The organism is Caulobacter soli (assembly GCF_011045195.1).
Lineage (GTDB): Bacteria > Pseudomonadota > Alphaproteobacteria > Caulobacterales > Caulobacteraceae > Caulobacter > Caulobacter soli.
On sequence record NZ_CP049199.1, the window covers coordinates 2334824 to 2356495 of the forward strand.

Below are 21672 nucleotides of genomic sequence, written 5' to 3' on the forward strand. Positions count from 1 at the left end.
GGGAGCGAAGCCGTGTGTCCATCAAGCCTCCCCCTGTGGGGGAGGTGTCGGCGAAGCCGACGGAGGGGGGAGTGATAGGCCGATGGCCGAACCTACGATCTTCAATCTCAAAACTCCCCCCACCGATCGCTACGCGATCGCCTCCCCCACAGGGGGAGGCTTTGGAAGGTTAGAACAACAACCCAAACAGCCGGCAATCCCGCCGTTCGCCATCCCGGTCGACATGTCCCTTCAGATAGCCCTCCTCCTCGAAGCCCAGCTTCTGCAGCACCTTCTCGGCCCGGGAGTCGCCCACATGGGTGCGGGCGACCATCCGCTTGAGGCCCAGGGACGAGGCGCAATGGGCCAGCAGGGCGGCGGCGGCCTCGGTGGCGTAGCCGTGGCCCCAGGCTTCGCGGGCGACGATGAAGCCCAGTTCGCAGCGGTGGTGACGCCAGTCCATGTCGACCAGCTCGCAATAGCCCAGGAACCAGCCGCTCTTGGCATGGCGGATGGCCCAGTACATCGCCTTGCGCTCGTCCATCTCCGCCACCTGGGCGGCGACGGTGGCGGCGACCTCGTCGGGATCCTCGATGGCGGCGCGGTCCCAATGGGCCATCACCTCCGGATCGCTCATGAAAGGATAGACGAGGGGAGCGTCTTCAACGGCCAGCGGCGTCAGGCTGAGGCGTTCGGTCTCGAGGATCATGCGCGGATGCGGACCTGAAGTCGGACTTGAGTGGGGGCGGTTCGTCCCCAGCTATGGCGCGGGCCCGTTGCAAGTGATAGAGGGGCCGCTTCGTTTTTCGCGACGGAAGTCTCCGTCGCCCGGATCGAGATCGATTTAGACATGCTCATCGGCGTTCTGCTGACCATCAACATCATCGTTTGCATCGCCCTGATCGGCGTGGTGCTGATGCAGCGTTCCGAAGGCGGCGCCCTAGGCATGGGCGGTGGCGGCGGCGGTTTCATGACCGCGCGCGGCGCCGGCGACCTGCTGACCCGCACGACCTGGATCCTGTTCTCGGTCTTCCTGATCATCAGCCTGGCCCTGACCATCCTGACGGGCCGCCAGGGCGCCAGCAATTCGGTGGTCGACCGCCTGAAGCTGGACGGCCTGGACAGCAAGACCCTGAACGCCGCGCCGCTGCCGGCCGGTCCGACCGCCCCGGCGCCGACCACGACCGTTCCCGCGCCGGCTCCGGCCACTGGTTCTTCAGTGACGGGCGCCCCGGCCGCCATCGAGGCTCCGACCCCGACGATCAGCGCGCCCACCCCGACCGTCTCGGCCCCGAAGCCGGCCGCCAAGGCTCCGGTCAAGGCGCCCGCCGCCGCGCCGGTTCCGGTGATCAACGCTCCGGCTCCGACCGACCAAAAGCCGGCCCAGTAAGGGCCGGCGGCATTTTACTGTTGATGAACGGCGGTCTTTTCGCCGCTCGCCCCGAATCGCGGCTAATCTGATCGCCCATGACCCGGTACATTTTCATCACCGGCGGCGTGGTTTCCTCATTGGGAAAAGGCCTCGCCTCCGCAGCGCTTGGAGCGCTCCTGCAGGCTCGCGGCTACAAGGTTCGCCTTCGTAAGCTCGATCCCTATCTCAACGTCGATCCGGGCACGATGTCCCCGTATCAGCACGGCGAGGTCTTCGTGACCGACGACGGGGCGGAGACGGACCTGGACCTGGGCCATTACGAGCGCTTCACCGGCGTGTCGGCCACCAAGGCCGACAACATCACCACCGGCCAGATCTACAAGACGATCATCGAGAAGGAACGCCGCGGCGACTATCTGGGCGCGACCGTCCAGGTGATTCCGCACGTCACCAACGAGATCAAGGACTTCGTCCTGTCGCCGGCCCTGGACGAGTCGGGCGAGAAGCAGGTCGACTTCGTGCTGGTCGAGATCGGCGGCACGGTGGGCGACATCGAGGGCCTGCCGTTCTTCGAGGCCATCCGCCAGCTGCGCCAGGACCTGCCGCGCGGCCAGAGCTGCTACGTGCACCTGACCTTGCTGCCGTTCATCAAGACGGCCGGCGAGATGAAGACCAAGCCGACCCAACACTCGGTCAAGGAGCTGCGCTCGATCGGCATCCAGCCGGACATCCTGCTGTGCCGCTGCGAGCAGGAGATCCCGGTCGAGGAAAAGCGCAAGATCGCCCAGTTCTGCAACGTGCGGCCCAGCGCCGTGATCCAGGCCATGGACAGCGCCTCGATCTACGCGGTGCCGATCGACTACCACAAGGAAGGCCTGGACGCCGAGGTGCTGGACGTGTTCGGCATGAGCGACGCGCCCAAGCCGGACCTGTCGCGCTGGGAAGCCATCGACAACACCGTCCAGCATCCCGACGGCGAAGTGACCATCGCCGTGGTCGGCAAATACACCGTCCTGAAGGACGCCTATAAGTCGCTGATCGAGGCCCTGCACCACGGCGGCCTGGCCAACAAGGTCAAGGTCAACCTGGACTGGGTCGAGAGCGAGACCTTCGAGGGCGATCCCGGCGCGGCCGCGGCCCGCCTGGAGAACGCCCACGCCATCATGGTGCCCGGCGGCTTCGGCGAGCGGGGCGCGGAGGGCAAGATCCGCGCCGCCCAGTTCGCCCGCGAACGCAAGGTGCCGTACTTCGGCATCTGTTTCGGCATGCAGATGGCGGTCATCGAGACCCTGCGGAACGTGGCCGGCATCAAGGACGCCTCGTCCAGCGAGTTCGGTCCCACCGAGCGTCCCGTGGTCGGCATCATGACCGAGTGGATCAAGGGCAACGAGACCGTCCAGCGGCGCAGCAACGACGATCTGGGCGGCACCATGCGCCTGGGGGCCTACGAGGCCGTCCTGACGGCCGGCAGCAAGGTCGCCGAGATCTACGGGACCACCGACATCAGCGAGCGTCACCGCCACCGCTACGAGGTCAATATCGGCTACGCCCACCTGATGGAGGACGCCGGCCTGAAACTGACGGGACGCTCGCCCAACGGCGTGCTGCCCGAGATCGTCGAGCGCGAGGACCATCCGTGGTTCATCGGGGTGCAATATCACCCCGAACTGAAGAGCCGGCCGTTCGCTCCGCACCCCTTGTTCGCCAGCTTCATCGCGGCCGCGAAAGAGCAGGGACGACTGGTTTAACAAGCGCGGTTGCATCCCCGAAGAGATTCGGGCATAAGCGCGCCCTCACGCGGCGGCCTGGGCATTGCCCGAGTCGCCGCTTCCGATTTTCACGCTCAGCGAGCAGAGTCACTTCGATGGCCGTTCCTAAAAGAAAAACTTCGCCTTCTCGCCGGAACATGCGCCGGTCGCACCACGCCCTGGGCGCCAACTCCTTCGTGGAAGACAAGGACTCGGGCGAACTGCGCCGTCCGCACCACGTCGACCTGAAGACCGGTCTGTACAACGGCAAGCAGATCCTGACCCCGAAGGAAGACTAGTCCTTCGGTTCGCTCGGCTCTTGCCGGGCGACAAGACGAAAGCCTGAAAGGCGGCGGTCCCCGGACCGCCGCCTTTTCGCTTTTCGGCGCAGCTTTCCCCAAGCCGCGCGACGGCTCCCATGCTTGCTGGACACGGTTTTCGACAATTGCGTCGAAGAACCGTGTTATCCTGACGGCAGGGAGATCCGCCCATGCTCACACGCCGAAACCTAACGGCGGGACTGGGATTGTCGCTGATGGCCGAGCAGGCCTGGGCTCGATCCACGACGCCCACGCCGCTGCTGCAGCCGGCCTCGCTCCAGACTCCGCCCCAGATCGCGCCGCCGCCACCGATCGCACCCGTTCCGGCCGAGGCCGAACCGCCGCCGGTCTTCCTCGACACCGCCCTGGACGCCACCGACCGCATGACGGTCGAGGTGTTCATCAGCGGGCAGGGGCCCTTCGCCTTCGTCGTCGACACCGGCGCCGATCGCAGCGCGCTGTCGACGACTCTGGCGGCGCAGCTGGGCCTGGAGCGCGGTCCGGACGTGATGCTGCACGGGGTCGGCGGCTCGGCCCTGACCCCCACGGCCAAGGTGCCGCTGATGCTGGCCGGCGATTCGCGCCTCAAGGACGCCGAACTGCCGGTGCTGGCGCCCGAGCGCCTGGGCGTGGACGGCCTGCTGGGCGTCGACATGCTCGACAATCGCAACGTCATCATGGATTTCCGCCGCAAGCGGCTGGAGGTCCGGCGCAGCACGCCTCTGACGGCCGCCTATCCCGGCGTCCGCGAGGTCTCGGTGATCGCCGACGCCCGCTTCGGCCGGCTGGCGATCGCCAACGCCCGGGTCAGCGGCGTGCGGTGCGTGGCCTTCATCGACTCCGGCTCCGGCGCCAGCATGGGCAACATGGCCCTGGCCGAGGCGATCAAGCTGCGGGTGCGCCGCAGGCCCGAGCCGGCCATGGCCGTCCGGCTGATCGGCGCGGCGGGCGAGGCGACCGTGGGAGAGCTGCGGATCGTCCGCTCGATCGAGCTGGGGGCCCTGCGGATGAGCAACCTGCCGCTGGTGCTGGCCGACCTGCACATCTTCGACATCTGGAACCTCAACAGCCGTCCCGCCGTGCTGCTGGGCGTCGACGTGCTGAAGATGTTCGCCCGGGTCGAGCTGGACTTCGGTTCGGACAGGGTGAAGTTCCGCCTGGGCAAGGGCTGGGCGCCGCCGATCCTGGAGGCCTGACCCAAGCTTGAGCGGCGGGCGCGCCGAACGCTCGTTCCGACGATCCCGCCAGCGCCGGTTGCGGTTCACGGCCCGCGCCGCTAAGGGGAAGCGCCTTTTGAAAGGGGAGCTCCCATGACCGAGATCGTCGACATCATCGCCCGCGAAATCCTGGACAGCCGCGGCAATCCGACGGTCGAGGTCGATGTCGTCCTGGAAGACGGCGCCTTTGGTCGCGCCGCGGTGCCGTCGGGCGCCTCGACGGGCGCGCACGAAGCGGTCGAAAAGCGCGACGGCGACAAGTCGCGCTACGGCGGCAAGGGCGTGAAGTCGGCCGTCGACGCGGTCAACAACGAGCTGTTCGACGCGCTGTCGGGCGTCGACGCCGAAGACCAGCGCCGCATCGACAACCTGATGATCGAGCTGGACGGCACGCCCAACAAGAGCCGCCTGGGCGCCAACGCCATCCTCGGCGTCTCGCTGGCCACCGCCAAGGCCGCCGCCGAGTCGGCCGGCCTGCCGCTGTACAAGTACGTCGGCGGCGTCTCGGCTCGCGTCCTGCCGGTGCCGATGATGAACATCATCAACGGCGGCGCCCACGCCGACAACCCGATCGACATCCAGGAATTCATGATCCTGCCGACCGGCGCCCCGACCTTCGCCGAAGCCTTGCGCATGGGTGCGGAGATCTTCCACGGCCTGAAGAAGGCCCTAAAGGACGCTGGCCACAACACCAACGTCGGCGACGAGGGCGGCTTTGCTCCCAACCTCGGCTCGGCCGAAGACGCCCTGGCCTTCATCGTCAAGGCGGGGGAGGCGGCCGGCTACAAGTCGGGCGAGGACTTCGTCCTGGGCCTGGACGTCGCTGCCACCGAGTTCTTCAAGAACGGCAAGTACGAGCTGGAGGGCGAAGGCAAGAGCCTGGACCCGGCCCAGATGGTCGACTACCTGGCCAACCTGGCCGACAAGTTCCCGATCCTGTCGATCGAAGACGGCATGTCGGAAGACGATTTCGAAGGCTGGAAGCTGCTGACCGACAAGCTGGGCAAGAAGGTCCAGCTGGTGGGCGACGACCTGTTCGTGACCAATCCCAAGCGCCTACAGATCGGCCTGGACAAGGGCCTGGCCAATTCGATCCTGATCAAGGTCAACCAGATCGGCACGCTTTCGGAAACCATCGACGCCGTCGATCTGGCCCACCGCAACGCCTACACCAGCGTGATGAGCCACCGCTCGGGCGAGACCGAGGACAGCACGATCGCCGACCTGGCCGTCGCCCTGAACTGCGGTCAGATCAAGACTGGCTCGCTGGCCCGTTCGGACCGGCTGGCCAAGTACAACCAACTGCTGCGCATCGAGGAAGCCCTCGACGACCAGGCCGTCTATGCCGGCCGCGCGGTGCTCAAGGGTCGCTAGATCCGATCGACACGACGACGAAGGGCGGCGCCTCCAGCGCCGCCCTTTTTCGTTTCAAGCGTTACGATTCTGGGGGTGGCGGCCCTGATCGCCCGTTTGCGAGGCGCCGGGCGCCAAAGTTCACCAACAATTTTTCTAAAAGCGAAAATGGGTGTGCGCCGCACTGCCGCAGAAAACGTCGCCGAACGCGGTTTCAGATGCTGCGACGCGGTATTTAGATGCCCTTGAAACCATCTCAAATGAAAGCGTTAGGGGGCTGCTTTCGAGATCTTGACCCGACCCGTCCAAACCCCCCGTTTAGTAAGGCGTTAAGCCTGATCGGGCAGGGTAAACTTCCCCTCCTGGGAATCGCTGATGTTCGCCCGACTGCAACCCTTCCTGCCGACCGCGGCGCTCCTCCTGTTGATCACTTACTTCGTGTTTCACGCCCTGACGGGTGAACGGGGCCTGTTGTCGACGTCGCAGCGCAACGCAGATCTTGCCGCCAAGACGCTGGAGTTGAAGAAGATCCGTGCCGAAAGGATGGACCTGGAGGCCCGTGCTCGTCTATTACGCAGCGGCAGTCTGTCGGCGGACCTCCTGGAAGAACGCGCGCGTTCGCTCCTGGGATACACCGACCCCAAGGACTATGTGATCCGCACCCCGCGCTAAGCGTTGGTGACAGATCCTAAGTCCTCGGCTCTGCCGGCGGATCAGGTGTTCCTGACCCGTTTCGGGTTCGACAAAGGATCCCCATCTACGCGGAACCGAAGGTTCATTCGGTCGGTGGGCGTCCAGGAGTAGGCCGCGATGAAGATTGGCCAGGGAGAGTTGAATGGCGCGTACGCGCAAGGGTGAAGCCCCCGCGGGGAAGGCCGATGCCACCGGTGTCAACGCCTTCGTCGGCAAGGACGAGCTTCTGAAATTCTACCAGGACATGCTGCTGATCCGCCGCTTCGAAGAGCGCGCCGGCCAGCTGTACGGCATGGGCCTGATCGGCGGCTTCTGCCACCTGTATATCGGTCAGGAAGCCATCGCCGTCGGCATGCAGTCGATCAAGGTCAAGGGCGACCAGATCATTACCGGCTACCGTGACCACGGCCACATGCTGGCCGCCGGCATGGATCCGAAGGAAGTCATGGCCGAGCTGACTGGCCGCGCGGGCGGGTCCTCGCACGGCAAGGGCGGCTCGATGCACATGTTCGACGTCGAGACGGGCTTCTACGGCGGTCACGGCATCGTCGGCGCCCAGGTGTCGCTCGGCACCGGCTTGGCGCTGAACAACCACTATCGCGGCAACGGCAACGTCGCCTTCGCCTATTTCGGCGACGGCGCGGCCAACCAGGGCCAGGTCTACGAAAGCTTCAACATGGCCCAGCTGTGGAAGCTGCCGGTCGTGTACGTGATCGAGAACAACCAGTACGCCATGGGCACCAGCGTCGAGCGTTCGGCGTCGGAAACCGCCTTCCACAAGCGCGGCGTCTCGTTCCGGATTCCGGGCGAGGAAGTCGACGGCATGGACGTGACGGCCGTCGCCGAAGCCGGCGCCCGCGCCGCCGAGCACGCCCGTAGCGGCCAGGGTCCGTTCATCCTCGAGATGAAGACCTATCGCTATCGCGGCCACTCGATGTCGGACCCGGCCAAGTACCGCACCAAGGACGAGGTCGATAACGTCAAGCAGACGCGCGACCCGATCGACCACCTGAAGGAACGCCTGGCCAAGGCCGGCGTCACCGAGGACGACCTGAAGGTCGTCGACGCCGAGGTGAAGCGCATCGTGGCCGAGGCGGCCGAATTCGCCCGCACCAGCCCCGAGCCCGATCCTTCCGAACTGTACACCGACGTATACCTGGAGGCCGCCCAGTGACGGACATCCTGATGCCCGCCCTGTCCCCGACGATGGAAGAGGGCACCCTGGCCAAATGGGTGGTCAAGGTCGGCGACACCGTCAAGGCCGGCGACGTGATCGCCGAGATCGAGACCGACAAGGCGACGATGGAAGTCGAAGCCGTCGATGAAGGCGTGATCGAAGAGATCCTGGTTCCGGCCGGCTCGGAGAACGTCAAGGTCAACACCTTGATCGCCAGGCTGAAGGGCGAGGGCGAAGCCGCTTCGCCGGCTCCTGCCGCTCCGGCCGCCGCGCCCGTCGCTGAAGCCGCCCCGGCGCCCGCGCCGGTCGCCGCCGCGGCTCCGGCCGCAGCGCCGATCTCGGCCGCCTCGACCTTCGCCGATCCGGAAATCCCGGCCGGCACGCCGCTGAAGAAGATCACGGTCCGCGACGCCCTGCGCGACGCCATGGCCGAAGAGATGCGCCGCGACGACAAGGTCTTCCTGATGGGCGAGGAAGTCGCCCAGTACCAGGGCGCCTACAAGGTCAGCCGCGACCTGCTGCAGGAGTTCGGCGACAAGCGCGTCATCGACACCCCGATCACCGAGCACGGCTTCGCCGGTCTCGGCGTCGGCGCCGCCATGGCCGGCCTGAAGCCGATCGTCGAGTTCATGACCTGGAACTTCGCCATGCAGGCGATCGACCAGATCATCAACTCGGCCGCCAAGACGCTGTACATGTCGGGCGGCCAGATCAAGTCGTCGATCGTGTTCCGTGGCCCCAACGGCGCGGCCTCGCGGGTCGGCGCCCAGCACAGCCAGGACTACGCGGCCTGGTACGGCAACATCCCCGGCCTGAAGGTCATCGCGCCGTACGACGCGGCCGACGCCAAGGGCCTGATGAAGGCCGCCATCCGCGACCCGAACCCGATCGTCTTCCTCGAACACGAGATGATGTACGGCCACGAGTTCGACATTCCGGACGTCGAGGACTGGGTCGTGCCGATCGGCAAGGCCAAGGTCCGTCGCGAAGGCTCGGACGTCACCCTGGTGGCCTATAGCCGCATGGTGGGCTTCGCCCTGCAGGCGGCCGAGGAACTGGCCAAGGAAGGCATCTCGGCCGAGGTCGTCGACCTGCGCACGATCCGTCCGCTGGACCACGCCACCGTGCTGGAAAGCGTCAAGAAGACCAACCGCCTGGTCACGGTCGAGGAAGGCTGGGGCCCGATGGGCGTCGGCGCCGAGATCGTCGCCCGGATCACCGAGTTCGGCTTCGACTACCTGGACGCCCCGCCGCTGCGGGTGCACCAGGAGGACGTGCCGCTGCCCTACGCGGCGAACCTGGAAGCCCTGTCGCTGCCGTCGGTCCCCAAGATCGTGACGGCGGCCAAGGCGGTCTGCTACCGGTGATCGCCCGGCCCGCTCCTCTAGGCTCTGGCCTGTGCGAGCGGGCAGGGAGGCCCTCATGACCCAGACCCTCAACGGCTCCTGCCACTGCGGCGCGGTGCATGTGCAGCTCGACCCCGGCAAGCCGGTGGCCGAGCTGGCCCTGAGGGCCTGCCAGTGCTCGTTCTGCCGTCGGCACGGATCGCGGACCACCAGCGATCCGGGCAGCCGCCTGCACATCACCGCCGCGCCGGGATCGCTGATGCGTTACCGGTTCGCGCGGCGCGGGGTGGACTTCCTGATCTGCCGGGAATGCGCCGTCTACGTGGCGGCGATGATTGAGGACGAGGGTCTGGCCTACGCCACCCTCAACGTCGTAGGGACCGACCTGCCGGGTTTCGCCGATCGCGAGCCCGAACGGCTGGACAGCCACGACGAAACGGACGAACAACGCCTTGCCCGTCGCAAGGCTCGCTGGACGCCGACCGTTCTGGTCGAAGCCGTCCCGAACGCTTGAGGAAGAAGCTCAATGTCGATCGACATCCTGATGCCCGCCCTGTCGCCCACCATGGAGGAGGGGACCCTCGCCAAGTGGCACGTCAAGGTGGGTGACACCGTCAAGGCCGGCGACGTGATCGCCGAGATCGAGACCGACAAGGCGACGATGGAAGTCGAAGCCGTCGATGAAGGCGTGGTCGAGGCCATCCTGGTTCCGGCCGGCACCGAGAACGTCAAGGTCAACGCCCAGATCGCCAAGCTGGCCGGCGAGGGCGAGAGCCCCGCGCCGCCGCCGGCCAAGCCGGCCGCGCCCGCCGAGGCGCCCAAGGCCGCCGCGCCAACCCCGGCTCCGGCCGCGCCCGCCGCTGCTGCTGCTCCGGTCGCCGCGCCCGCCGCCGCTCCGGCCGGCGATCGCGTGTTCGCCTCGCCGCTGGCCCGTCGCCTGGCCTCGGCCTCGAACCTGGACCTGAAGTCGATCGCCGGCACCGGCCCGCACGGCCGCGTGGTCAAGGCCGACGTCGAAGCCGCCGGCAAGGGCGCTCCGGCCGCCGCCGCGCCGAAGCCGGCCGTCGCGCCGGCTTCCGCCGCCGCTGCTCCGGCCGCCGCCGGCGGCGCGCGCACCAGCCCGACGCTGGAGCAAATGGGCATCCCGCCGGGCTCCTACGACCTGACGCCGCTGGACATGATGCGCAAGACCATCGCGCGTCGCCTGACCGACAGCTTCCGCGACGTGCCGCACTTCCCGCTGACGATCGACCTGGAGATCGACTCGCTGCTGGCCGCGCGCGCCAAGATCAATCACCTGCTGGAAGGCCAGGGCGTGAAGGTGTCGGTCAACGACATCATCATCAAGGCCGTGGCCGTGGCGCTCAAGCGCGTGCCGGAGGCCAACGCCTCCTACTCGCCCGAGGGCATCGCCCTGCACAAGAACGCCGACATCGCGGTGGCCGTGGCCATCGACGGCGGCCTGATCACCCCGATCATCCGCGCGGCCGAGACCAAGGGCCTGGCCCAGATCTCGACCGAGATGAAGGACCTGGCCGCCCGCGCCAAGGCCAAGAAGCTGAAGCCCGAGGAATTCCAAGGCGGCACCTTCTCGATCTCCAACCTCGGCATGTTCGGGATCAAGGCCTTCGCCTCGATCATCAACCAGCCGCAGGGCGCGATCATGAGCGTCGGGGCCGGCGAGCAGCGCCCGGTGGTCAAGGACGGCCAGCTGGCCGTGGCCACGGTGATGACCGTCACCCTGACCTGCGACCACCGCGTGGTCGACGGCGCGATCGGGGCCAAGTTCCTGGCCGCCTTCAAGCCGCTGATCGAAGAGCCGCTGACCCTGATCGTCTAAATCGAAGGGGAGGGGCAGGGATGTCCGTCTACGACTACGCCGCCAAGACGCTGGACGGCCAGGACGTGAACCTGGCCGACTACCGTGGCCAGGTGCTGCTGATCGTCAACACGGCCAGCAAGTGCGGCTTCACCCCGCAATACGAGGGGCTGGAGGCGCTGTACCGGGCGTACAAGGACAAGGGTCTCACGATCCTGGCCTTCCCCTGCAACCAGTTCGGGGCCCAGGAGCCCGGGAACGCGGAGGAGATCGCGAACTTCTGCTCGCTGACCTACGACGTGACCTTCCCGGTCCTGGCCAAGATCGACGTCAACGGCCCCCAGACCCATCCGCTCTACGCCTATCTGAAGCACGAGCAGAAGGGCTTGCTGGGCACCGAAGGCATCAAGTGGAACTTCACCAAGTTCCTGATCAGCCGCGACGGCAAGGTGGTCGAGCGTTTCGCGCCCACCACCAAGCCTGAAGACCTCAAGCTCGCCGTCGAGGCGCTGCTGTAAAAAACTCTCCTGGACCGGCCCGCGGGCCGATCGACCGACGCCCGCCGGCTCCCCCCGAAGGCGTCAAACCTAGGGTAAGAAGACCATGTCCACGGAATTCGACGTCGTCGTCATCGGGGCCGGCCCCGGCGGTTATGTGGCCGCGATCCGCGCCAGCCAGCTGGGCCTGAAGACGGCGATCATCGAGCGCGAGAACCTGGGCGGCATCTGCCTCAACTGGGGCTGCATCCCGACCAAGGCGCTGCTGAAGTCCGGCGAGATCTACGAGCAGCTGTCGCACCTGGGCGGCTACGGCCTGTCGGTCGAGAAGGCCTCGTTCGACTTCGGCAAGATCATCGAGCGCTCGCGCGGCGTGGCCAAGCAGATGTCGTCGGGCATCGCCTTCCTGATGAAGAAGCACAAGATCGAGGTCGTCGAGGGCGAGGCCAAGCTCGAGAAGGGCGTTCCCTCGCCGAAGGTCGTCGTGGCCCTGAAGGCCGGCGGCAGCCGCACGATCCAGGCCAAGACCGTGATCCTGGCCAGCGGCGCCCGGGCTCGCGACATCCCGGCCATCGGCGCGGTCTCGGACGGCGACAAGATCTGGACCTATCGTGACGCCCTGGCCCCCAAGGCCATGCCGAAATCGCTGGTCGTCATCGGCTCGGGCGCCATCGGCATCGAGTTCGCCAGCTTCTACCGCGCCCTGGGCGCCGAGGTGACCGTCGTAGAGGCCGTCGACCGCATCATGCCGGTCGAGGACGCCGAGGTCTCCAAGGCCGCCCAGAAGGCCTTCGAGAAGCGCGGCATCACCTTCCGCGTCGGCGCCAAGGTGACCAAGGTCGAGAAGACCAAGGACGGCGTCTCGGTCGCCATCGAGGCCGGCGGCAAGGCCGAGGTCCTGACCGCCGAGAAGTGCATCGTCGCCGTCGGCATCGCCCCGAACACCGAGGGCCTGGACGTCATCGGCCTGAACCTGGATCGTGGCCACGTCGTCACCGGCAAGCACGGTGAGACCAACGTCCCCGGCCTCTACGCCATCGGCGACGCCGCCGGCCCGCCCTGGCTCGCCCACAAGGCCAGCCACGAGGGCATCCACGCGGCCGAGCACATCGCCGGCTATAAGACTCCCGCCGTCCACTCGCCGATCCCGGGCTGCACCTACGCCAACCCGCAGGTCGCCTCGGTGGGCCTGACCGAAGCCGCGGCCAAGGCCGCCGGCATCGAGGTCAAGGCCGGCCGGTTCCCGTTCAAGGTCAATGGCAAGGCCGTGGCGGCGGGCGAGACCGAGGGCTTCGTCAAGACGGTGTTCGACGGCAAGACCGGCGCCCTGATCGGCGCCCACATGATCGGCCACGAGGTCACCGAGATGATCCAGGGCTTCGTCACCGCCATCACCCTGGAAGCCACCGAGGAAGACCTGCACGGCATCGTCTACGCGCACCCGACCATGTCGGAAGCCATGCACGAGGCCGCCCTCGACGCCTACGGCCGCGTCCTGCACATCTAGAGTGATCTGATCCTTCTCCTCTTGCGGGAGAAGGTGTCGGCCGAAGGCTGACGGATGAGGGGTCTCCCAAAAGCAAAAGCCGCGCCCGGTCTTTCGACTGGGCGCGGCTTTGTCGTTCTTCGACCCCTCACCCGACCCCACTCCGTGGGGCCGCCCTCTCCCGCAAGGGGAGAGGGATCGTCGGTTACGGCCGCTTGCGCACCTGGGCGTCGAGGCTCCACTCACCTGGGCCGGCGAAGACCAGGTAGAGGAAGATGAAGCTGAACAGGATCGCGCCCTCGCCACCATTCAGGGCGGGCCAGAAGCCTTGCGGGAAGTGGGCCAGGAAATAGGCCACGGCCATCTGGCCCGACAGGACGAAGGCGACCGGGCGGGTGAACAGGCCCAGCACCAGAAGCGCGCCGCCGATGATCTCCAGCCAGGCGGCGGCCACCAGCATCGGCGGCAGCGGATCCGGCGCGCCGTGCTGGGCGGCTGGGAAATGGAACGCCTTCATCAGGCCGTGTTCCATGAAGAGCAGGGCGGCGATGATCCGCAGCAGGCTGAGCACGCGCGGCGCCCACACATTCAGTCGTTCCAAGTCGGTTTCCCCTCTGATGTTTGTCGATAACGCGCGACACGCAAAGCCGTCGCCCGGAACGCGCACTGCACTGAAGGTCTGGACCATGGACCGGACGGGGACAGGCGCATGCGCCTGTCCCCGATCCAGGATCACGCCGCCTTGGCGTCCTGGTCGGCCATCCGCTGGATGGCGACATAATCGGTCTTGCCGCTGCCCAGCACGGGCACTTCCTGGACCTTGAGGATCTTGCGCGGGACCGCCAACTCCGGCGCGCCGACGCTCTGGGCGTGGGCGACCAGCGACGTCACGGCGGCGCTCTGGCAGTCGGTGATCAGGACGAGCTTCTCGCCCTTCTTCTTGTCGGGCATCGAGATCACCGCGTGGCGGCCGTCGGGCCAGACGGCGCTGGCCAGGTCCTCGGCGGCGGTCAGCGAGACCATCTCGCCGCCGATCTTGGCGAAGCGCTTCACCCGGCCCTTGATGGTGATCCACAGGTCGTCGGTGACGGTGACCACATCGCCGGTGTCGTGCCAGCCGCCCTCGGGGGCGTCGACGCCGCCGTCCTCGCGAAGATAGCCGGACATGATGTTGGGCCCGCGCACCAGCAGGCGACCGCCCTCGGCGATGCCCTCGACCGGCTCGACCTTCCACTCCTGGCCGGGCAGCAGACCGCCGACCGTGCCGCGGCGGTTGTCGTCGGGCTTGTTGACCGCGATCACCGGCGAAGCCTCGGTCGCGCCATAGCCCTCCAGCACCGGCACGTTTCCGAACTTCTCGTTGATGAGGTTATGGGTCTCTTCCCGAACCTTTTCAGCGCCGCAGACGATGAACTTCAGACCGCTGAGCTCGTCGCTCTCCGAGGCCCGGGCGTACTGGTTGACGAAGGTGTCGGTGGCCAGCAGCACCGAGGCCTTGGCGTCCTTCAGCAAGGCCGGGATCTGCTTGGTGTGCAGCGGCGAAGGATACTGGAAGGCCTTCATGCCGGTCAGCAGCGGCAGGATCACCCCGCCGGTCAGGCCGAAGCAGTGGAACACCGGCAGCGGATTGAAGAACACCCAGGCCGGGTCCAGCGCGATGTGGGCGGCGATCTGCATCGCGTTCGACACCAGGTTGGCCTGGCTCAGCACCACGCCGCGCGGCGCGCCGAAGCTGCCCGAGGTGAACAGCACCACGCCCGGATCCGACGGCTTGGCGCTGGCGCGGAACTGACGCGGGAAGATCCCGGCCGCGGCGGCGAACAGCTTGTCGGCGATGCCGATCGTGGCGCGCACGTCCTCAAGATAGGTGATCGTCGCCTTGGCCTCGAGGGCGTCGACGATGTCGTGCAGCTTGCCCAGCTCGATGAACTTGTGGGCGGTCAGCACGCGCTTGACCCCGGCCAGCTCGCAGGCGGCGCGCAGGTTGCGCAGGCCGGCCGTGAAGTTGAGCATGGTCGGCACGCGGCCGAAGGCGTGCAAGGCGAAGAAGGTCACCACCGCGCCGGCGCCGGATGGCAGCAACACGCCGACATGCTCGCCCGGCTTGGTCATGGCCGCGATCTTGCGGCCAAGCGCGAAGCTGGCGCGCACCAGGTCGGTGTAGCTGATCGGAGCGCGGTCCTGGTCTTCCAGGATCAGTTTTTTGGGCCCGTACTTGTCGCGGGCGTCAAGCAGGGCGTCGAAGAGGGCCTTTTGGCCGTCTTGGGCGTCAAATACGACCGGCATGCCGGCGAAACCTCCCGGAGGCGCGACGTCGCGCCCTCGTCTAATTGAAGCGGGACCCTAGCGACGGCGTGTCGCTTTGCAAACACCCGTTACGCGCACGGAAGCGCACCGGTCGTTCTAAAATGCGCTCAAGGCCTTGTCGTTCAAGGCTTGGGCGACGGATGGATCATGCGGAGCCGCAGGGTGTCGTCGATGGCCTTCAGCCAGGGATCGCGCACCGAATCTGTTTCCAGGTGCAGGGCGTGGCGGGCTTGGGGCCAGCGAGTCTTGACACAATGGGGTAGGGCGGCGCAGACCGTGCTCTGCGGATCCGGCAGGGCTTTGACGTCCTGACCGGCGTCGAGCATCGCCACGGGGATATCCACCCGCTTGAGGTCCCGGCCGGTCGCGTCGACGGCGTCGTAGAAGGCCGCGTACCAAGCCAGGCTGGGCGCGCCCATCCGCAGGTCCGGATTGGCCAGGTCCCAGGCCTGCTGGACGCTCCCACGCGCCCTGTCGTGGGTCAGCCTGGCGCCGAAGCCGTCCGGGCCTTCGCGCTTCCAGCCCGGCTGCCCTGGATAGCGCACGAAGCCCAGCTTCAGCCCACGGGCCCAGCGGGCGACGCGGATCAGCTCGCCCTTGGCGCGGGGCGGATCGGCGAGGTCGAAATTGGGCGAGGACAGGATCGCGGCGTCGGCCCGCAGGCCTTCCTCCATCGCCCGCAGCGCCACCAGGCCGCCGTCGCTCGCACCAAGGATCACGAATGGGTCGCGCCCACTAGGCCGGATCACGGCCTTGACCATGGCCTTGGTCGCCGTGACGTCGGGGGCGAAGCTGACCGCATGGCCCAGGTCGCGCCATGGCGTAGCCCTCTCGGACCCGCCCTGGCCCTGGCGTTCCAGGATCCAGACGACATAGCCCCGGTCGTTCAGCTCGCGCGCCGTCTCGAACCAGCCCTCCGCCGACTCTCCGTAGCCTGGCAGGATCAGGATCTGGCCCCTGGGCGCGCCAGGGGGCGCGGAGACGCCATAACGCTGCACGAGGTCGTCGCCGACCTTCACATAGCCCCAGGCCCAGCCCGGGGGCGGCTGGAAGCGAACATCGAGGGAAGGGGGCGTCCGGCTCTCGGCGAAGGGCGCGCGGGCGCCCTCGTCGCCACAGGAGACGAGCGGCAAGGCCAGCAGGCAAGCCCAGGCGACAACAGGGAGACGGCGACGCATTCCAGGCACTCATTTCGCGCCTTTGCGTCACATGCAAGAACGCATGCTTGATCCGGAGGCCAAGAAGGCCGATCTAGGCCGTTATGGTCACTCTGATCGACACGCTGAACGCCCGCGCCGCCGAGGCCCGCTCTTCTGAAGCCCGCTCTTCCGATGAACGCGCCGTCCGTCACCCGGAAAAGCAGAACCGCCCGGATACGCCGGTCCTGCGCAAGCCTGAATGGCTGCGCGTCCGCGCGCCCGGCTTGGCCGGCTACAACGAAACCCAGAGCATCGTCCGCGAGCACAAGCTGACCACGGTCTGCGAGGAAGCGGCCTGTCCGAACATCGGCGAGTGCTGGAGCCAGAAGCACGCGACCATGATGATCATGGGCGAGATCTGCACGCGGGCCTGCGCCTTCTGCAACGTCTCGACCGGACTGCCCAACGCGCTGGACGCCGACGAGCCGCGGCGCGTGGCCGAGGCCGTCGCCAAGATGGGCCTCAAGCACGTGGTCATCACCTCGGTCGACCGCGATGACCTGGCCGACGGCGGCGCCCAGCACTTCGCCGAGGTGGTCCTGGCCATCCGCGCCGCGGCGCCCGGCACCACGATCGAGATCCTGACCCCCGACTTCCTGCGCAAGGACCGGGCCGAGAACGTGCTGATCGACGCCCGTCCGGACGTCTTCAACCACAATCTGGAAACCGTGCCGCGGCTCTATCTGAAGATCCGTCCCGGCGCCCGCTACTACAACTCCCTGCGCCTGCTGGAGCGGGTCAAGGAGCGCGATCCTTCCCAGTTCACCAAGTCCGGCGTGATGGTCGGTCTGGGCGAGACCAAGGAAGAGGTCATGCAGGTGATGGACGACATGCGCTCGGCGGGCGTCGATTTCATCACCATCGGCCAGTACCTGCAGCCGACCCGCAAGCACGCGCCGATCGACCGGTTCGTGACGCCCGAGGAGTTCAAGGCCTATGAGGCGATCGCCCGGGCCAAGGGCTTCCTGATGGTCTCGGCCAGCCCGCTGACCCGCTCGTCGCACCATGCCGGCGAGGACTTCGCCAAGCTGCAGGCCGCGCGCCGGGCGCTGGACGCGAAAGCGGGCTAAGCGCTTTGCATCGTCACGTCGTCACCCGGGTGCTGCCCTACGCGCCCGAACAACTTTTCACGCTGGTCGGCGACGTCGAGGCCTATCCGCAGTTCGTGCCGTGGATCACGGCCATGCGCACGTGGAATGGGCGCTCGGACGCCCAGGTCTCGACCGTGGACGCCGAGGCCCAGGTCGGGTTCTCGTTCCTGCGCGAGAAGTTCGCCACCCGCGTTCGCCGCGACGCGGCGGCCCTGACGGTGGATGTCAGCCTGCTCTACGGCCCGTTCAAGCGCCTCTCGAACCAGTGGCGCTTCTCGCCGCACGAGACGGGAACGACTGTGGAATTCGTCATCGACTTCGCGTTCAAGTCGAAGCTGCTCGACGCCATGCTGGCCGCCAACCTGGATCGGGCCGCCAACACGCTGATCGGCTGTTTCGAGGATCGCGCCAAGGCGATCTACGGGACCAAGTCCTAGCGTCCCTTGAACGCGGTCGGACGCTTCTGGAGGAAGGCGGTGACGCCCTCGACGAAGTCGTTGGTCTTGCCCGCCGCCTTCTGGGCGTGGCGTTCGGCGTGAAGTTGGCCCACCCACTCGGCGTCGAGGCTGTCCCAGACCAGCTTGCGGATCGTCGCCAGGGAGGCGGGACCGGCGGCCAATTCCTTGGCGATGGTCGTGGCGGTCGCCATCAGCTCGGCGTCGGGCACGCAGCGATTGATCAGGCCCCAGGACAGGGCCGTGGCGGCCGGGATCTTGTCGCCCAGCAGCATCATCTCCATCGCCCGGGCCTTGCCGACCAGCCGGGGCAGCAGATAGGTCGAGCCGCCGTCGGGCACGAGGCCGACGCGCCGGAACGCCTGCAGGAAATAGGCGCTCTCGGCCGCCACCACGATGTCGCCCAGCAAGGCGAACGAGCAGCCGATCCCGGCGGCCGGGCCGTTGACGGCGGTGACGATCGGCAGGGGAAAGTCGCGCAACTGGCTGACCAGCGGATTGAAGACGGCTTCCAGGGCCGCGCCGGCGTCCGGCTTGCCGTCGACGTCGACCGGGCGGTCTTCCGGCCGCCCCGACGCCAGATTGGCGCCCGAGCAGAAGCCGCGGCCTTCGCCGGTCAGGATCAGGGCGCGCGCCTCGACCCTTCCCGCCGCGACCGAGGCGAAGGCGTGGCTAAGTTCGCGAGCCATGTCCAGGCTGGCGGCATTGAGAGTAGAGGGATCGGCGAGGGTGATGACGGCGACGCCGTCGGCCACATCGAGCCGGAGCTTCTCGTAGGTCATGACGTCCTCCCAAGGCTTTGTCGCTCTTGCCCGAGTCTAGGCGCGACTAACCTTGGGGAACGCCAGAGAAATTATCCGAGGACGAAATCTCGCGCCGGAAGTCAGGCCGCGTTGGCCGAGTCCGGCTTGCTTTCGGCGGCGGTGACGCGGTTGCGGCCGCCGCGCTTGGAGGTGTAGAGCGCCGCGTCGGCGCGTTCCATGACCGAGTGGCCGTTCTCGCCCGCGCGACGCTCGGCGAAGCCCGACGAGATTGTGATCGCCCCCAGGTCCTCGTTGGTCGAGCGACGCTTGAGCATGCGTGACGACACCTCGACGCGGATCTCTTCCAGGGTGCCGGCGACCATGGCGGCCGACTCCCGGGGGAAGATCATCGCGAACTCCTCGCCGCCGTAGCGGGCGGCGAAGCGGGGCGGGGCGGCGACGCGGCCGATGACGCTGGCGACGTAGCGAATGACCTGGTCGCCGGTCTGGTGACCCCAGGTGTCGTTGAAGCCCTTGAAATGGTCGATGTCGAGCACGGCCAGGCAGATGGTGGTGCCGGCCTCGTCGGCTTCGGAGCAGGCGCGGTCGAGCTCTTCGTCGAAGGCCTTGCGGTTGGCCAGGTTGGTCAGGCCGTCGGTGGTGGCGTCGCGGCGGACCTGTTCCAGGTGTTCGCGCAGGCGGTCGACCTCGGCGGTGGATTCCGCGAGGCGGGTCTCCAGCGACTTGTTGTCTTTCTGAACGCGACGGGTGGCTTCGGCCAGGCCGGTGACGACGGCCTTCAGCTTGCCGACGTCCTCTGAGGAGTCGAGCTCCTTGGCCGCGCCGTTCAGCGTCTTGCCGTAGGCGGCGTTGCTCTTCTGGGCGTTCTGGATGGCCTTGGAAACCGATTCCAGTTCCTTGCTCAGCAGGTCGCCGGCGTCGCGGATCTGTTCGTTCAGCTTGGCCTTGGGCAGATAGGTCGCGGCCAGCTCTTCGCTGAGCAGTTCGGTCAGCGGCTCGCCCAGCGAGATCAGGCGGGTCAGTTCGCGAGCCAGGGCGCCATCAGGATCGGCGACGAAGTGGGTCCACAGCTCGAAGTTCAGGGCGGTCGGCCACACCTGATGGCGCTCCATCAGGCCCAGCGCGCGGCCGGCGATCTTGTAGGCCTCAGGGCCGCGCAGCGTGGTTTCGACGTCCGACATTTCTAGTCCCCCAACAGCGCCGTATCGCCCGGATGCGCGCTTGGAGCCGCAATCTAGACCAGAGAGTTCAAACGAGCCGTTAAGAACGAACGACGTTCACTTGCCTCTTCCTCGCCTCGCAAGCATTGTTAACAATGATAAGATGAGCCTGTAGGCCGCTGGGAGGAACCTGACCGTGAATGCGCCCGCCAACCTCAACCTTGAATCCTCCAAAGCCTCGCTTTTGCGAATCCTCGACGCGCAAAAAGCCGCGCACCTGCGACAAGGCGCCCCAACGGCCGAACGTCGCATTGACTGGCTTGATCGCTGCATCGGCCTGTTGGTCGACCACCAGGCCGAGATCGCCGAGGCCCTGAACGCCGATTTCGGCGCGCGGTCGAAGGACGCCACGGGCCTGACCGACATCGCCGGCTCCATCGGACCGTTGAAATACGCCAAGGAGAACCTGGCCAAGTGGATGCGCCCGGAGAAGCGCAAGACCACGCCGGCGATCCTGGGGCTGTTCGGCGCCAAGGCCGAGGTCCAGTTCCAGCCCAAGGGCGTGATCGGGGTGATCAGCCCGTGGAACTTCCCGGTCAACCTGACCTTCGCGCCCCTGGCCGGCGTTCTGGCGGCCGGTAACCGGGCGATGATCAAGCCGTCCGAGTTCACGCCGATCACCTCCGAACTGATGAAGACCATGTTCGCCAAGGTCTTCTCAGAGGAGGAGATCGCGGTGATCACCGGCGGGCCCGAGGTCGGCCAGGCCTTCACCAGCCTGCCGTTCGACCATCTGGTCTTCACCGGGGCCACCTCGGTGGCGCGTCATGTGATGCGGGCGGCGGCCGAGAACCTGGTGCCGGTCACCTTGGAGCTGGGCGGCAAGAGCCCGGTGATCCTGTCGCGTGGCGTCGACATGGCCACGGCGGCGGCCCGGATCATGAACGGCAAGACCCTGAACGCCGGCCAGATCTGCCTGGCGCCCGACTATGTGCTGGCCCCGGCCGACCAGGTCGACAGCTTCGTGGCCGAGGCCAGGGCCGCCGTGGCGAAGACCTTCCCGACCTTGAAGGACAACCCCGACTACACCGCGGTGGTCGCCCAGCGGCACTACGATCGGATCAAGGGGCATGTCGACGACGCCCGGGCCAAGGGCGCGACGATCGTCGAGATCAATCCGGCCGGCGAGGATCTCAGCCAGCAGGAACACCGCAAGATCGCCCCGACCCTGATCCTCAATCCCACCGACGACATGACGGTGATGCAGGACGAGATCTTCGGTCCGGTGCTGCCGGTCAAGACCTACGGCAAGGTCGAGGAGGCGGTGGACTACATCAACGGCCGCGATAGGCCGCTGGGGCTCTACTGGTTCGGGACCGACACCGCCGAGCGCGACATGGTGCTGGACCGCACGACCAGCGGCGGGGTGACGGTCAATGACGTGGTCTTCCATGTCGCTCAGGAAGACCTGCCGTTCGGCGGCGTCGGTCCGGCCGGCATGGGCTCGTATCACGGCCGCGACGGTTTCCTGGAGTTCAGCCACAGGAAGGCGGTGTTCCATCAGCTGAAGAAGGACATCGCGCCGATGCTGGCCCTGCGTCCGCCCTATGGCGCGGCGATCCGCAAGTATCTGGCGGGGCAGATCAAGCGGTAGGAGCGCGGGTCACGGTGCCTGGATCGCAAATGGTT

The 21672-nt window shown here is 67.2% G+C and carries 20 protein-coding genes and 2 pseudogenes; 16 read left to right on the plus strand and 6 right to left on the minus strand.

What is annotated here, in order from left to right; translation table 11 throughout:
* Nucleotides 1–169: 169 nt before the first annotated feature.
* A complete protein-coding gene (locus tag G3M62_RS10985; RefSeq protein ID WP_165186947.1) occupies nt 170–688 on the minus strand; it encodes a GNAT family N-acetyltransferase in 519 nt (172 codons plus the stop codon).
* Between the two features lie 141 nt (nt 689–829).
* On the opposite strand from G3M62_RS10985, the gene secG reads away from it, so the two are divergent.
* The 13 genes and pseudogenes from secG to lpdA all read left to right on the plus strand — a co-directional run bounded on the left by secG (nt 830) and on the right by lpdA (nt 13028).
* Nucleotides 830–1369 (plus strand): preprotein translocase subunit SecG, encoded by a 540-nt coding sequence (secG, locus tag G3M62_RS10990; RefSeq protein ID WP_165186949.1) that lies wholly within the window; start codon nt 830–832, stop codon nt 1367–1369.
* A 77-nt stretch (nt 1370–1446) separates the two neighbouring features.
* Nucleotides 1447–3099, plus strand: a complete 1653-nt coding sequence (gene pyrG, locus G3M62_RS10995) for a CTP synthase (protein ID WP_165186951.1) — start codon at nt 1447–1449, stop codon at nt 3097–3099.
* Nucleotides 3100–3215: 116 nt separating this feature from the next.
* Nucleotides 3216–3398, plus strand: coding sequence for a 50S ribosomal protein L32 (gene rpmF / locus G3M62_RS11000; RefSeq protein ID WP_007671126.1), 183 nt, complete (start codon nt 3216–3218; stop codon nt 3396–3398).
* 191 nt (nt 3399–3589) lie between these two features.
* The gene (locus G3M62_RS11005; protein WP_165186953.1) at nt 3590–4615 is read left to right on the plus strand and encodes a retroviral-like aspartic protease family protein; all 1026 of its coding nucleotides are present in this window, start codon (nt 3590–3592) and stop codon (nt 4613–4615) included.
* A gap of 114 nt (nt 4616–4729) precedes the next feature.
* Nucleotides 4730–6010, plus strand: coding sequence for a phosphopyruvate hydratase (gene eno, locus G3M62_RS11010; protein WP_165186955.1), 1281 nt, complete (start codon nt 4730–4732; stop codon nt 6008–6010).
* 354 nt (nt 6011–6364) lie between these two features.
* Complete coding sequence (locus G3M62_RS11015) at nt 6365–6661, plus strand: FtsB family cell division protein (protein WP_165186957.1); 297 nt, start codon at nt 6365–6367, stop codon at nt 6659–6661.
* A 163-nt stretch (nt 6662–6824) separates the two neighbouring features.
* A complete protein-coding gene (gene pdhA / locus G3M62_RS11020; protein WP_165186958.1) occupies nt 6825–7856 on the plus strand; it encodes a pyruvate dehydrogenase (acetyl-transferring) E1 component subunit alpha in 1032 nt (343 codons plus the stop codon).
* Entirely contained in the window at nt 7853–9226 is a 1374-nt protein-coding gene (locus tag G3M62_RS11025) for a pyruvate dehydrogenase complex E1 component subunit beta (protein ID WP_165186960.1), read from the plus strand. Before pdhA ends, G3M62_RS11025 begins: the two co-directional genes overlap by 4 nt.
* A gap of 55 nt (nt 9227–9281) precedes the next feature.
* A pseudogene (locus G3M62_RS27020) lies at nt 9282–9557 on the plus strand (GFA family protein); the annotation flags it as partial.
* A gap of 78 nt (nt 9558–9635) precedes the next feature.
* Nucleotides 9636–9719 (plus strand): annotated as a pseudogene (locus tag G3M62_RS26510) (aldehyde-activating protein); the annotation flags it as partial.
* Nucleotides 9720–9731: 12 nt separating this feature from the next.
* A complete protein-coding gene (locus tag G3M62_RS11035) occupies nt 9732–11045 on the plus strand; it encodes a pyruvate dehydrogenase complex dihydrolipoamide acetyltransferase (RefSeq protein WP_165186961.1) in 1314 nt (437 codons plus the stop codon).
* Nucleotides 11046–11065: 20 nt separating this feature from the next.
* Entirely contained in the window at nt 11066–11542 is a 477-nt protein-coding gene (locus G3M62_RS11040; protein ID WP_165186963.1) for a glutathione peroxidase, read from the plus strand.
* An 85-nt stretch (nt 11543–11627) separates the two neighbouring features.
* Nucleotides 11628–13028, plus strand: coding sequence for a dihydrolipoyl dehydrogenase (gene lpdA, locus G3M62_RS11045; RefSeq protein WP_165186965.1), 1401 nt, complete (start codon nt 11628–11630; stop codon nt 13026–13028).
* Between the two features lie 184 nt (nt 13029–13212).
* Here the strand turns inward: lpdA and G3M62_RS11050 are convergent, their stop codons facing one another.
* The 3 genes from G3M62_RS11050 to G3M62_RS11060 all read right to left on the minus strand — a co-directional run bounded on the left by G3M62_RS11050 (nt 13213) and on the right by G3M62_RS11060 (nt 16492).
* Nucleotides 13213–13608 (minus strand): DoxX family protein, encoded by a 396-nt coding sequence (locus tag G3M62_RS11050; protein ID WP_165186967.1) that lies wholly within the window; start codon nt 13606–13608, stop codon nt 13213–13215.
* A gap of 131 nt (nt 13609–13739) precedes the next feature.
* Nucleotides 13740–15293, minus strand: coding sequence for an AMP-binding protein (locus G3M62_RS11055; protein ID WP_165186977.1), 1554 nt, complete (start codon nt 15291–15293; stop codon nt 13740–13742).
* Nucleotides 15294–15436: 143 nt separating this feature from the next.
* Nucleotides 15437–16492: an alpha/beta fold hydrolase gene (locus G3M62_RS11060; RefSeq protein WP_165186978.1), complete on the minus strand. Its 1056-nt coding sequence runs from the start codon at nt 16490–16492 to the stop codon at nt 15437–15439.
* An 83-nt stretch (nt 16493–16575) separates the two neighbouring features.
* Between G3M62_RS11060 and lipA the strand changes: the two genes are divergently transcribed.
* Both lipA and G3M62_RS11070 read left to right on the plus strand, forming a co-directional pair.
* Nucleotides 16576–17583, plus strand: coding sequence for a lipoyl synthase (gene lipA, locus G3M62_RS11065; RefSeq protein WP_165186980.1), 1008 nt, complete (start codon nt 16576–16578; stop codon nt 17581–17583).
* A 5-nt stretch (nt 17584–17588) separates the two neighbouring features.
* Nucleotides 17589–18041 (plus strand): type II toxin-antitoxin system RatA family toxin, encoded by a 453-nt coding sequence (locus G3M62_RS11070; protein WP_165186982.1) that lies wholly within the window; start codon nt 17589–17591, stop codon nt 18039–18041.
* Here the strand turns inward: G3M62_RS11070 and G3M62_RS11075 are convergent.
* On the minus strand, nt 18038–18841 hold the full coding sequence (locus tag G3M62_RS11075) for an enoyl-CoA hydratase/isomerase (RefSeq protein WP_165186983.1): 804 nt from the start codon (nt 18839–18841) through the stop codon (nt 18038–18040). The genes G3M62_RS11070 and G3M62_RS11075 overlap by 4 nt on opposite strands.
* 101 nt (nt 18842–18942) lie before the next feature.
* Complete coding sequence (locus G3M62_RS11080; protein WP_165186991.1) at nt 18943–20004, minus strand: GGDEF domain-containing protein; 1062 nt, start codon at nt 20002–20004, stop codon at nt 18943–18945.
* Between the two features lie 175 nt (nt 20005–20179).
* Here G3M62_RS11080 and G3M62_RS11085 point away from each other — a divergent pair, with 175 nt between their 5' ends.
* A complete protein-coding gene (locus G3M62_RS11085; protein WP_165186993.1) occupies nt 20180–21637 on the plus strand; it encodes a coniferyl aldehyde dehydrogenase in 1458 nt (485 codons plus the stop codon).
* The last annotated feature ends 35 nt before the right edge of the window (nt 21638–21672 follow it).

Bases quoted from the DNA above. Each gene is read 5' to 3' on its own strand.
- G3M62_RS10985 (WP_165186947.1), bottom strand. From the start codon at position 688: ATGATCCTCGAGACCGAACGCCTCAGCCTGACGCCGCTGGCCGTTGAA.
- secG (WP_165186949.1), top strand. From the start codon at position 830: ATGCTCATCGGCGTTCTGCTGACCATCAACATCATCGTTTGCATCGCC.
- pyrG (WP_165186951.1), top strand. From the start codon at position 1,447: ATGACCCGGTACATTTTCATCACCGGCGGCGTGGTTTCCTCATTGGGA.
- rpmF (WP_007671126.1), top strand. From the start codon at position 3,216: ATGGCCGTTCCTAAAAGAAAAACTTCGCCTTCTCGCCGGAACATGCGC.
- G3M62_RS11005 (WP_165186953.1), top strand. From the start codon at position 3,590: ATGCTCACACGCCGAAACCTAACGGCGGGACTGGGATTGTCGCTGATG.
- eno (WP_165186955.1), top strand. From the start codon at position 4,730: ATGACCGAGATCGTCGACATCATCGCCCGCGAAATCCTGGACAGCCGC.
- G3M62_RS11015 (WP_165186957.1), top strand. From the start codon at position 6,365: ATGTTCGCCCGACTGCAACCCTTCCTGCCGACCGCGGCGCTCCTCCTG.
- pdhA (WP_165186958.1), top strand. From the start codon at position 6,825: ATGGCGCGTACGCGCAAGGGTGAAGCCCCCGCGGGGAAGGCCGATGCC.
- G3M62_RS11035 (WP_165186961.1), top strand. From the start codon at position 9,732: ATGTCGATCGACATCCTGATGCCCGCCCTGTCGCCCACCATGGAGGAG.
- G3M62_RS11040 (WP_165186963.1), top strand. From the start codon at position 11,066: ATGTCCGTCTACGACTACGCCGCCAAGACGCTGGACGGCCAGGACGTG.
- lpdA (WP_165186965.1), top strand. From the start codon at position 11,628: ATGTCCACGGAATTCGACGTCGTCGTCATCGGGGCCGGCCCCGGCGGT.
- G3M62_RS11055 (WP_165186977.1), bottom strand. From the start codon at position 15,293: ATGCCGGTCGTATTTGACGCCCAAGACGGCCAAAAGGCCCTCTTCGAC.
- G3M62_RS11060 (WP_165186978.1), bottom strand. From the start codon at position 16,492: ATGCGTCGCCGTCTCCCTGTTGTCGCCTGGGCTTGCCTGCTGGCCTTG.
- lipA (WP_165186980.1), top strand. From the start codon at position 16,576: ATGGTCACTCTGATCGACACGCTGAACGCCCGCGCCGCCGAGGCCCGC.
- G3M62_RS11075 (WP_165186983.1), bottom strand. From the start codon at position 18,841: ATGACCTACGAGAAGCTCCGGCTCGATGTGGCCGACGGCGTCGCCGTC.
- G3M62_RS11080 (WP_165186991.1), bottom strand. From the start codon at position 20,004: ATGTCGGACGTCGAAACCACGCTGCGCGGCCCTGAGGCCTACAAGATC.